10 protein-coding genes are annotated in these 11,913 nt (G+C 69.3%); 9 read left to right on the forward strand and 1 reads right to left on the reverse strand.

Features of this window, described 5'->3' with window-relative positions; translation table 11 throughout:
• Positions 1–52: 52 nt before the first annotated feature.
• From ACV22V_RS09860 to ACV22V_RS09900, 9 genes are all read left to right on the forward strand, one after another.
• Entirely contained in the window at positions 53–1,546 is a 1,494-nt protein-coding gene (locus tag ACV22V_RS09860) for an efflux transporter outer membrane subunit (RefSeq protein WP_448013688.1), read from the forward strand.
• A complete protein-coding gene (locus ACV22V_RS09865; protein WP_322039972.1) occupies positions 1,543–2,616 on the forward strand; it encodes an HlyD family secretion protein in 1,074 nt (357 codons plus the stop codon). Before ACV22V_RS09860 ends, ACV22V_RS09865 begins: the two co-directional genes overlap by 4 nt.
• A complete protein-coding gene (gene rbbA / locus ACV22V_RS09870; protein WP_448013689.1) occupies positions 2,613–5,435 on the forward strand; it encodes a ribosome-associated ATPase/putative transporter RbbA in 2,823 nt (940 codons plus the stop codon). The genes ACV22V_RS09865 and rbbA overlap by 4 nt, the downstream gene beginning before the upstream one ends.
• A 2-nt stretch (positions 5,436–5,437) precedes the next feature.
• Positions 5,438–6,562 (forward strand): ABC transporter permease, encoded by a 1,125-nt coding sequence (locus ACV22V_RS09875; protein ID WP_059536576.1) that lies wholly within the window; start codon positions 5,438–5,440, stop codon positions 6,560–6,562.
• 141 nt (positions 6,563–6,703) lie between these two features.
• Positions 6,704–6,889, forward strand: coding sequence for a DUF2964 family protein (locus ACV22V_RS09880; RefSeq protein WP_059536579.1), 186 nt, complete (start codon positions 6,704–6,706; stop codon positions 6,887–6,889).
• A gap of 32 nt (positions 6,890–6,921) precedes the next feature.
• Positions 6,922–8,058: an ABC transporter permease gene (locus ACV22V_RS09885; protein WP_059816773.1), complete on the forward strand. Its 1,137-nt coding sequence runs from the start codon at positions 6,922–6,924 to the stop codon at positions 8,056–8,058.
• Positions 8,055–8,759 carry an ABC transporter ATP-binding protein gene (locus tag ACV22V_RS09890; protein ID WP_448013905.1) on the forward strand — a complete coding sequence of 235 codons (705 nt, stop codon included), beginning with the start codon at positions 8,055–8,057 and terminating at the stop codon, positions 8,757–8,759. Before ACV22V_RS09885 ends, ACV22V_RS09890 begins: the two co-directional genes overlap by 4 nt.
• A complete protein-coding gene (locus tag ACV22V_RS09895; RefSeq protein WP_448013690.1) occupies positions 8,756–9,841 on the forward strand; it encodes an HlyD family secretion protein in 1,086 nt (361 codons plus the stop codon). The genes ACV22V_RS09890 and ACV22V_RS09895 overlap by 4 nt, the downstream gene beginning before the upstream one ends.
• The gene (locus ACV22V_RS09900) at positions 9,819–11,309 is read left to right on the forward strand and encodes an efflux transporter outer membrane subunit (protein ID WP_448013691.1); all 1,491 of its coding nucleotides are present in this window, start codon (positions 9,819–9,821) and stop codon (positions 11,307–11,309) included. The genes ACV22V_RS09895 and ACV22V_RS09900 overlap by 23 nt, the downstream gene beginning before the upstream one ends.
• Positions 11,310–11,349: 40 nt before the next feature.
• Here ACV22V_RS09900 and ACV22V_RS09905 read toward each other — a convergent pair whose 3' ends face one another.
• The gene (locus tag ACV22V_RS09905) at positions 11,350–11,799 is read right to left on the reverse strand and encodes a hypothetical protein (protein WP_059536589.1); all 450 of its coding nucleotides are present in this window, start codon (positions 11,797–11,799) and stop codon (positions 11,350–11,352) included.
• Positions 11,800–11,913 lie beyond the last annotated feature (114 nt).

The following is an 11,913-nucleotide window of genomic DNA, read 5'->3' on the forward strand; positions in this document are numbered from 1 at the left end:
GCGGGCGGCGCCATCCCGTATTCCCGCATTTCCGTATTCGACGAGGCATCCCATGCGCGCTGCCGCGCCTCCCGTTCGCTTTCATCCTGCCGTCGTGCGGCGCATGCGTGCCGTCGCGCTCGCGGCGGGCATGGTGCTGCTGTCGGGCTGCCTGTCGCTTGCGCCGCCGGACGAGCGTCCCGCCGCACCGATTCCCGCATCCTTTCCGGATCCTTCCGCCGACGCGACACCGGCGGCGCCCGTGCCCGAGTGGCAGGCCTACTTCGTCGACGCACGCCTGCGCGCGTTGATCGCGCAGGCGCTCGCCAACAACCGGGATCTGCGCGCGGCTGTGGCACGCGTCGAGCAGGCGCGCGCGGTCTACGGCATCCGCAGCGCGGATCAATGGCCGACGATCGGTGCGGGCGCGGCCTATGCACGGTTTCGCACGCCGGGCGGCTTCCTCACTCCGACGCCCGTCATCGGCCAGATTTACGAAGTCCAGCTGGCCGAGACGCAATGGGAGATCGATTTCTGGGGCCGCGTGCGAAACCTGAAAGCGGCGGCGCTCCAGCGCTACCTCGCGAGCGACGCGGCCCGGCAGGCGGTGACGTTGAGTGTCGTCACCGGCGTAGCCGATGCCTATCTGACCCTGTGCGAGATCGACGAACGCATCGCGCTGACCCGTGCGACGATCGACACACGCCGCGAATCGCTGCGGATTTTCCGGCTTCGTCACGCGGCCGGCGCGATCTCGCGCCTCGACCTGACGCAATCGGAGATCCTGCTGCAGCAGGCGGAATCGCTCGGCGTCCAGTTGCAGCAGGCCCGCGCGACGGCGGCCGATGCGCTGGCGTTGCTCGTCGGTGCGCCGCCGGCGCTGGCCGCCACGCCGCTCGCGCTCGACGACGGCGCGGTGCTGCCGTCGCTCGCGCCCGGCCTGCCGTCGTCGCTGCTGACCCGGCGTCCGGACGTGATCGCGGCCGAGCACGAACTGCAGGCGACCCGCGCGAACATCGGCGCGGCGCGCGCGGCATTCTTTCCGCGCATCGCATTGACGAGCGCGATCGGCTCGGGCAGCACCGCGCTGCACGACCTGCTGTCGTCCGGCACGGGCGTGTGGTCGGTGATTCCCAACGTCACGCTGCCGCTCGTCGACGGCGGCCGCAACCGGTCGAATCTCGCGCTCTCGCACGCGCAACGCGACGAGGCGCTCGCGCAGTACGAGAAGACGCTGCAGCGCGCGTTCCGCGACGTGTCCGATGCGCTCGCGGCGCGCCACTGGCTCGCCGACCAGGTCGCCATCGAGCGCGCCACGCTGGCGTCGCAGGCCGAGCGGGCACGCCTCGCGAAGCTGCGCTACGACAGCGGGGCCACCCGCTTCCTCGAAGTGCTCGATGCGCAACGGGACCTGATGAACGCCGAGCAGCAATGGGTCATGACGCGTCGTGCGCTGCTGTCGAGCCGCGTCGCGCTGTACGGCGCGCTCGGCGGCGGCGTAATCGACACCGGCAAGACTGCCGCGGCAACGGCTCCCCTTTCGACAGACTCGGACAACACACCATGAAAACCATCCCGCGCCCTCTTCTGATCGGTGCCGGTGCGGCCGTGCTCGTGATCGGCCTCGCGTACTACGGGTGGACGCGCTGGCGCGACGGCCAGACGGATGCGGGGCTCGTCAGCGGCAACGGCCGCATCGAGGCGACCGAAATCGACGTCGCGACCAAGCTGCCGGGGCGCGTGACCGCCATGCTCGTCGACGAAGGCGACTTCGTGACGGCCGGCCAGCCGCTCGCACGCATGGACGTCGTCGTCCTGCAGGCGCAGCTCGACGAAGCACAGGCGCGGGAGCAACAGGCGGTGAACACCGCGGCGAGCATCGACGCGCAGGTCGCGCAGCGCCGCAGCGACAAGGCCGCGGCCGCGGCCGTCGTCGTGCAACGGGAAAGCGAGCTGGACGCGGCCACGCGGCGGCTCGCGCGGTCCGAAACGCTGTCGCGCGACGGCGCGTCGTCGATGCAGGAGCTGGACGACGATCGCGCGCGCGCCGGCAGCCTGCGCGCGACCGTGAACGCCGCGCGCGCCCAGGTGGAAGCGGCCCAGGCCGCCGTCGACGCAACGCGGGCCCAGCTCGTCGCGGCGCGCTCGGCCGTGACGGCCGCGCAGGCGACCGTGGCGCGCGTGCGGGCCGACATCTCGGACAGCGAACTGACGTCGCCGCGCGACGGGCGCGTCCAGTACCGGATTGCCGAGTCGGGCGAAGTCCTGCCGGCGGGCGGCAAGGTGCTCAACGTCGTCGACCTGTCCGACGTCTACATGACGTTCTTCCTGCCCGAAGCGGTCGTCGGCCGGGTCCCGCTCGGCGCCGACGTGCGGATCGTGCTCGATGCGGCGCCGGAATACGTGATTCCGGCGCGCGTGTCCTATGTGTCGAGCACCGCGCAGTTCACGCCGAAGACGGTCGAGACGGCCACCGAGCGGCAGAAACTGATGTTCCGGGTCAAGGCGCGCATCGATCGCGATCTGTTGCAGCGCCACCTGAAACTCGTGAAGACCGGCTTGCCGGGCGTCGCGTGGCTGAAGACCGACCCGCACGCGGGCTGGCCGGATCGCCTCGCGATCAGGGTGCCGCAATGAATGCGACGACGCCCGTCGAGACCGACGCCGGATCGATCGACGGTTCGCCGGTGTCGGGCGATCCGCGCATGGTCGCCCGGCTGTCGGGCGTCTCGCTGCGCTACGGCGACAAGTACGCGCTCGACGACGTGACCCTCGACATCCCCGCCGGCCGCATGATCGGGCTGATCGGGCCGGACGGCGTCGGCAAGTCGAGCCTGCTCGCGCTCGTGTCCGGCGCGCGCGCGATCCAGCAGGGCCGCGTATGGACGCTCGACGGCGACCTGTCGTCGCGCCGCCATCGGGCGCGCGTATGCCGGCGCATCGCCTACATGCCGCAAGGCCTCGGCCGGAACCTGTACGCGACGCTGTCGGTCGAGGAAAACCTGCAGTTCTTCGCGAGACTGTTCGGCCACGATGCCGCGGAGCGCCGCCGCCGGATCGACGCGCTGACGCGCAGCACCGGCCTGCAGCCGTTCCTGGATCGCCTGGCCGGCAAGCTGTCCGGCGGCATGAAGCAGAAGCTCGGCCTGTGCTGCGCGCTGATCCACGACCCCGACCTGCTGATCCTGGACGAACCGACGACCGGCGTCGATCCGCTGTCGCGCGCGCAGTTCTGGGAGCTGATCGGACGCATTCGCGCCGCGCGCCCGGCGATGAGCGTGCTGGTCGCCACCGCGTACATGGACGAGGCCCGCCGATTCGACCGCCTGATCGCGATGGACGCGGGCCGCGTGCTGGCAACCGGCAGCCCCGACGAGCTGCTCGAACGCACCGGCTGCGACACGCTGGAAGCCGCGTTCATCGCGTTGCTGCCGGAGGCTCGCAGGCGCGGGCACCAGCCGGTCGCGATCGCGCCGTTTCAGCCCGACCAGGCGGCCGGCTACGCGATCGAGGCCGACGCGCTGACGATGCGGTTCGGCGATTTCGTCGCGGTCGATCACGTGAGCCTGCGGATCCGCCGCGGCGAAATCTTCGGCTTTCTCGGCTCCAACGGCTGCGGCAAGTCGACGACCATGAAGATGCTCACCGGCCTGCTGCCCGCGTCGGAAGGCACGGCGACGCTGTTCGGCCGGCCGATCGCCGCGAACGACATCGACACGCGCAGACGCGTCGGCTACATGTCGCAAGGGTTTTCGCTCTACGGCGAATTGACCGTCCGGCAGAACCTCGTGCTGCACGCGCGCCTGTTCGGCGTACCGGAACCGGACGTGCCCGCCCGCGTGACCGAAATGGTCGCGCGCTTCGGGCTCGCGGACGCCCTCGACGCGCTGCCCGAGCGCCTGCCGCTCGGGATGCGGCAGCGGCTGTCCCTCGCGGTGGCGATGGTGCACAAGCCCGAGCTGCTGATCCTGGACGAGCCGACCTCGGGCGTGGATCCGGTCGCGCGCGACGACTTCTGGCGGTTGATGATCGAGCTCGCGCGCAACGATCGCGTCACCATCTTCATTTCGACGCACTTCATGAACGAGGCCGCGCGGTGCGACCGCATCTCGCTGATGCATGCGGGCCGCGTGCTCGCGAGCGCCGCGCCCGAGGAACTGGTGCGCCTGCGCGGTGCGGCCACGCTCGAGGACGCGTTCATCGGCTACCTGACCCACGCGCAGAAAGCGGACGACGCGGGCGGCACGGACGGCGCGACGGCCGATGCGCCGTCCGACGCCGGCTGGCTCGCCGCGCCGCCCGCTGCGGCCGACGCCGGCCATGCGGCCGCGTGGTTCAGCCCGGCGCGCGCCGGCAGCTATCTGTGGCGCGAGGTGCTGGAACTGCGACGCGACCCGTTGCGCGCGACGCTGGCGCTGTTCGGCTCGCTCGTGCTGATGTGCGTGATCAGCATCGGCATCAGTCTCGACGTCGACAACCTGACGTTCGCGGTGCTCGATCGCGATCAGTCGATCCTGAGCCAGGACTATGCGCAGAATCTCGCCGGTTCCCGCTACTTCGTGCCGCGCGCGCCGCTCGCGGACGACCGCGACATCGAGCGCCGCATGCGCAACGGCCAGCTGTCGCTCGCGCTCGAGATCCCGCCCGGCTTCGCGCGCGACGTGGCGCGCGGCCGCCGCGTGGAGATCGGCGCATGGGTCGACGGCGCGATGCCGATGCGCGCGGAGACGATCCGCGGCTACGTGGCCGGCATGCACGAAAACTGGCTGCGCGACCAGGCGAAGCGCCGGCTCGGCGTGTCGCTCGTCCCGGCCGTGGACATCGCGATCCGCTATCGCTACAACCCCGACGTCAAGAGCCTGCCGGCGATGATTCCCGCGATCATGCCGATGCTGCTGCTGATGCTGCCCGCGATGCTGACGGCACTCGCCGTCGTGCGGGAACGCGAGCTCGGGTCGATCGTCAACCTGTACGTGACGCCCGTCACGCGGGCCGAATTCCTGCTCGGCAAGCAGGCGCCATACGTCATGCTGGCGATGCTGAACTTCCTGCTGATGGTCGTGCTGGCCGACGTCGTGTTCGGCGTGCGGATCAAGGGCAGTTTCGCGACGCTGGCGGCCGCGGTGCTGATATTCAACGTCGTGGCCACCGGCATCGGGCTGTTTGCGTCGACGTTTACCCGCAGCCAGATCGCCGCGATCTTCATGACGATCGTCGGCACGCTGATTCCCGTCGTGCAGTTCTCGGGCCTGCTCACGCCGCTGTCGTCGCTCGAGGGCAGCGGGAAATGGGTCGGCACCGTCTATCCGGCCACCTACATGCTCGCGATCAGCCGCGGCGTCTACAACAAGGCGCTCGGGCTGGCCGATCTGTCGTCGCAGTTCTGGCCGATGCTCGCGGCCGTGCCGGTCATCCTGGTCATGACCGGCGTGCTGCTGCGCAAGCAGGAGCGCTGACCATGTCGCGCCTGCTCGTCATTTTCCGGCTCGGGGTCAAGGAACTGTGGAGCCTCGCTCGCGACCCGATCCTGCTCGCGCTCATCGTCTATACGTTCAGCGCGTCGATCTACGTCGCCGCCACCGCCCGCCCGGAAACGCTGCACAAGGTGCCGATCGCGATCGTCGACGAGGATGCGTCGCCGCTGTCGGCGCGCATCGCGGCGGCGTTCTTCCCGCCGCAGTTCGCGCCGCCGCCGATCGTCGACGCCGGCGCGGCCGATCGCGGGCTGGACGACGGCGACTACACGTTCTCGCTCGACATTCCGCCCGATTTCCAGCGCGACGTGCTCGCCGGCCGCCACGCGACGGTCCAGCTCAACGTCGACGCGACCCGCATGACGCAGGCGTTCACCGGCGGCGGTTACATCCAGCAGATCGTGGCGGGCGAGATCGACGCCTTCGTGCGGCGCCATCGCGGCACGTCGTTGCCGCCCGTCGATCTCGCGATGCGGATGCGCTTCAACCCGAATCTCGACGAAGTCTGGTTCGGCGCGCTGATGGAGCTGATCAACAACGTGACGATGCTGTCGATGATCCTCACCGGAGCCGCGCTGATTCGCGAGCGCGAGCACGGCACGATCGAGCATCTGCTCGTCATGCCGGTGACCGCCGCGGAAATCATGCTCGCGAAGGTCTGGTCGATGGGGCTCGTCGTCGCGGCGGCGGCCGTCGCGTCGCTGACGTTCGTCGTGGGCGGCGCGCTGCACGTGCCGATTCCGGGGTCCGTGCCGCTGTTCGTGGCCGGCATGGCGTTGCACCTGTTCGCGACGACGTCGATGGGGATCTTTCTCGCGACGCTCGTGCGCAGCATGCCGCAGTTCGGCATGCTGCTCGTCCTCGTGCTGCTGCCGCTGCAACTGCTGTCGGGCGGGCTGACGCCGCGCGAAAGCATGCCGCCCGTCGTGCAGGACATCATGCTGGCCGCGCCGACCACCCATTTCGTCGAACTCGCGCAGCGCATCCTGTATCGCGGCGCCGGGCTAGACGCGGTGTGGGCCCAGTTCGCCGCGCTGTTCGCGATCGGCTGCGTGCTGTTCCTGCTGTCGCTGACGCGATTCCGCAAGACGATTGGTCAGATGACTTGATCGGCGCGTCGCGCCCGTGACGCCGGAATTTGTCCGTTGATACAGATCAATCGTGCCCGAGCGCGGCACGCGATCATGGCGCCATGTCTTGCGCAACCAGCGGCAACGCCGTCCACGGCGGCCGCTTCCCGGGAGAACGTCATGATGGGTCTGCCATACCGAAGCGCGCTCGCGACGCTCTGCGTGTTCATCGCGCTCGCCTCGCTGCTGGGCGTCGTGCACGCGATGCTGATCGACGCGCCGGTCGTTCCGTACGCGATCATCGCGCTGGTTTCAGGCATCGTCGCGTTCGTCGCGCAACTGGATCCGGCGGCCTCCCGGCGATAGCGGCACGGACCGGACGCGCTGGATTCGCGATCATGAACGGCATTCTGCGTCTCGCGTTCAAGCTGCTCGTCAACGACAGTGCGAAATTCACCGCGCTGACCGTCGGCATCACGTTCTCGGTGCTGCTGATGATCGAGATGACGTCGCTGTTCGCCGGCATCCTGAACAAGTCGTCGGCGTCGGTCATCAACATCGGCGCGAAGGTCTGGGTGATGGACCCGGCCGTGAAGACGATCGCGAACAGCATCGGCATGCCCGATTACGTGCTCGACGCCGTGCGCAGCATCGACGGCGTCAAGTATGCGGTGCCGCTCTATTCCGGCGGCGCGCTCGTCAAGCTGCGCTCCGGCACCTACCAGGCCGTGACGGTCGTCGGCCTCGACGACGCCAGCCTGCTCGGCCGCCCGACGATGCTGCAGGGCCGCATCGAGGACATTTACGCGGAAAACGGCTTCATCGCGATTCAGGATCCCGAGTTTCGGAAGCTCGAGAATCCGTCCGTCGGCACCGATTTCGAGTTGAACGATCATCGCGGCGTGATCGTCGGCATCGCGAAGGTCGCCGCGAGCGGCCTGTTCGGCACGCCGACGCTTTACACCACGTACGCCCGCGCGATCCGCTACATTCCGTCGCCGCGCTTCACGACCTCGTACATCCTCGTCGAGCCGAAGTCGGATGCGGACATCGCCCACATCAAGGCCGTCGTGCAATCGCTCGGCTATCGCGCGTACACGCGCGACGAATTCATCGCGCAGATCTCGCGTTTTTACAAGTACGAGACGGGGCTCGGCACCAACATCATGCTGATGACGATCATCAGCTTCATCATCGGCCTGTCGATTTCAGGGCAGACGTTCTATGCGTTCATCCTCGAGAACCTCGACAAATTCGGCGCGCTGAAGGCGATCGGCGCGAAAAGCCGCGAGCTGGTCGCGATGATTTTGTTCCAGGCCACGTTCACCGCGCTGACCGGCTACGGCATCGGCGTCGGGCTGTGCGTGCTGATGATCAGCCTCGCGAAACTGCGGATTCCCGACTATGCGGCGCTCGTTACGTACGGCAACCTGTTGCTCGCGTTCGGGATGGTGGTCGTGATCGCGACGATCTCGAGCTATCTCGGCGTGCGGCGCGTACTGCGCATCGAGCCGTTCGACATCTTCCGGGGCTGACGATGGCCGGCATCGCGATCGACGCGCGCGGCGTCAGCAAGTGGTTCGGCGAAGGCGACGCGCGCACGCAGGCATTGCGCGACGTGTCGATGCAGGCGAACTTCGGCGAGATGCTGCTGATCGTCGGGCCGTCCGGCAGCGGCAAGACGACGCTGCTCAGCGTGATCTCCGGCATCCTCCGGCCGGACGACGGTTCGGTGTCGATCGACGGTGTCGACCTGTGGGCGCAGCCGAACGACGCGATCGCCGATTTCCGGCTGAACCGGATCGGCTTCGTGTTCCAGGACTACCACCTGTTCCCGCGGCTCACGACCGCCGAGAACGTCGCGATCCCGCTGATCCTGAGGCGCCGCCCATGGGATGACGCGATCAAGGAAGCGCACGCGTATCTGGACGTGGTCGGCCTCGCGAACCGCGCGCAATTGGCGCCGGTGAAGCTGTCCGGCGGCGAACAGCAGCGCGTCGCGATCGCGCGCGCGATCGTCAGCCAGCCCGACCTGCTGATCCTCGACGAACCGACCGCGTCGCTCGACGGCGACACGGGCCGCATGATCATCGACTTCGTCAAGCACGAGGTGCTCAACGACACGCGCTGCATCGTGATCGTCACGCACGACGCGCGCATCTTCGAGTACGCGGATCGCGTCCTGCGAATGGAAGACGGCAAGCTGAACGGCATCGAGCGCGGAGGTGCGCGATGAAACACCGGCTCGTGTTCGTGGCGGCCCTGCTCGGCTTCCTGGCAAGCGTCGTCGCCGCGTGGGTCTACAGCCGCCAGGAGCCGCCGCAGCCGCCGGTATTCAAGCCGGCGGCCAATCCGTACGCACGCGGCGTCTATGCAAACGGCATCGTCGAGAGCGAGCAGCCGGCCGGCGCGAACGTGAACGTCTATCCGGACGTCTCGGGCGCCGTGACGCGCATCCTCGTGCACGACGGCGATCCGGTGAAGGCCGGCGACGCGCTGCTGACGATCGACGACTCGGTGCAACGCGCGACCGCCGCCCAGCTCGCGGCGCAAGCCGACGCGGCCGCCGCGCTCCTCGACGAGCTGAAGGCGCAGCCGCGCCGCGAGGTGCTCGACGTGGCCAGCGCGCAAACCACGGCCGCACAGGCGAGCCTGAAGCTCGCGCAGGATCAGTACGACAAGCAGCGGCACGCGTATGACATCGATCCGAAAGCCGTCAGCCGCGACGCGCTCGACACCGCCGCGAACGCGGTGCGCGTCGCGGCGGCCAATCTGGAGGTCGTGACGCGGCAGTATCGTCTGACCAAGGCCGGCGCGTGGAGCTACGACGTGCGCAACCAGGAAGCGCAGGCCATCGCGCTGCGGCGCGCGGCCGACGCGGCGGCCGCCCTGCTCGCCCGCTACACGCTGCGCGCGCCGGCCGACGGCACCGTTCTGGCGATGAACGCGGCCGTCGGGGCCTACCTGACCTCGCAGGGGCTGTACGACACCTATACGCGCGGCAGCACGCCGGTCGTGGTGCTCGGCACACCGGTCGACCGGTTGCAGGTGCGCTGCTACATCGACGAAATCCTGATCCATCAGCTCCCCGATCTGCATGCGTTGAAGGCGCACATGTTCGTGCGCGGCACGTCGGTCGAGGCCGATCTTCAGTTCGTGCGCGTGCAGCCGTACGTCACGCCGAAGATCGAGCTGTCCGACCAGCGCACCGAGCGCGTCGACGTGCGCGTGCTGCCGGTCATTTTCCGTATCGTGCCGAACAGGAATGTGCGGCTGTTTCCCGGGCAGATCGTCGATGTCTACGTCGCAGGCAAATAACGGCGCCCGTTGCGCGCACGCGCTGCGCCGCCGAACCGGCGCGCTGGCCGTCGCCGGACTGCTCGCCGGATGCACGGTCGGGCCGAATTTCGTCCCGCCGCCCGCGCCGCGCGTCGCGCGCTTCGTGCCACCCGACGATCCGGGCGCGGCGTCCGGCTCCTGGCGCGGCGGTGGCAGAACACAGGCGTTGTCGGCGGACGCGGCGCTCACGCGCGACTGGTGGACGCGCTTCGGCAGCCGCGCGATCGACTCGACCGTCGCCGAAGCGCTGACCGGCAGCCCGACGCTCGATCTCGCCGAAGCGACGCTGCGGCGCAGCGAGCACGCGCTGCGGGCCGGTCAGGGCATCTTCTTTCCGCAGGTGGATGCGCAGGCCGGCGCGTCGCGCCAGCGCGCCACGCCGCTGCGCACCGGCCAGGCGGTGCCGGCGTCGATCTTCAACCTGTTCACGCTGTCGGCGACGGTCAGCTACACGCTCGACCTGTGGGGTGGCGAACGGCGCCAGGTCGAAGCGCTCGCGGCCGACGTCGATGCGCAACGGCAAGCGCTGGCGGGCGCCTATCTGATGCTGACCGCGAACGTCGTCAATACGATGGTCGCGCGCGCAGCCTATCGCGACGAAGCCGAGGCGACGCGCGAAATGATCGGCCTGCTCGACGAGCAGATTCGTCTGACGCGCGCGCAGGTGACGGCCGGCGCGGCGGCCTACGTCGCGGTGCTGACGCTGGAATCTCAGCGGGCGTCGTTCGAGGCGACGCTGCCCGCGCTCGACCAGAAACGCGCGCAGGCCGACGATCTGCTCGCGCTGCTGGCCGGCCGCTACCCGGTCGACTGGCGCACGCCGGACCTGTCGCTCGACGGGATCGAATTGCCCGCCAGCCTGCCCGACACGGCGCCGTCGTCGCTGGTGCGCCGCCGCCCCGACATCCTGCAGGCCGAAGCCCAACTGCACGTGGCCAGCGCGCAGGTCGGCGTCGCGACGGCCGCGCTCTATCCGAACCTCACGCTGTCCGCGTCGGGCGGGTTCGAAAGTGTCGTCGCCGGCAAGCTGTTCGCGCCGGCCGGCCGCGCATGGAGTGTCGGCGCCGGGCTCGCCGCGCCGATCTTTCACGGCGGCACGCTGCTGAACCAGCGGCGCGCCGCGCAGGATGCGTACGACGAAGCCGATGCGACCTATCGCCAGGTCGTCCTGTCGGCGTTCTCGCAGGTGGCCGACACGTTGCGCGCGCTCGCCAACGACGCGGCGGCGCTCGATGCGCAGGCGCGCGCGATGGCCGCGGCCCGTGATGCGCTGACGCTCACGCAGGCCGGCTACGACGCGGGGATCGCCGGCTACGTCCAGTTGCTGGTCGCCGACGTGCAATACCATCAGGCGCGGATTGCATGGCTGCAGACGGTCGCGCAGCGGCTGCAGGACACGGTCGCGTTCTACGTCGCGCTCGGCGGCGGCTGGGGCGACGCGGGCTGACACGCGCGCGGCACGGGCATTCAGCGCCGTTTAGCCCCGTTCAGCCCGTCTGCGCCGCAACGTCGGGCCGCTGCCACGGCGGCAATTCCGCCCAGCCGAGCGGCCCGTAGACGGTGCCGCCGGCGGCCTCGATCCGTTCGACGAACGTGGCGAGCGTGGCCCCGGCGGGCACGGTCAGCGTCAACGCATCGACGAAATCCTCGCTGCGCAGCCATGGCGCCGCGCCGTGGTTGATCTGCTGGACGCTCCATGCGTGCCCGTGCCGCCCGGCCTCGGGCGGCAACAGACCCGGCGCGTCGAACGCGACCCGCAGTAATTGCGCGCGCGAATCGCTGTACGGCGGTTTCGCGGCATTCTGGTACGGCACGTCCGCCCAGCGCTCGCCGCATTGCTCGTCGAGCGGCAAGCAGGTAAACCACGCCCAGGGCGAGCGGACGAAGCACAGCCGGTAAAGGTGCCCGGCACCATCCAGATTGGCGATCAACGTCATGATGGGTTCATCCCGAAAGACTCGTGATGCCGCTACGCGTGGCGCGCACGGCCTGCGCGGATGACGGGATCACGACGCCGCAAGCGCGCACGAAATCACTATCCCGCCGCCGCC

It is taken from the genome of Burkholderia sp. AW33-5, from assembly GCF_053427615.1.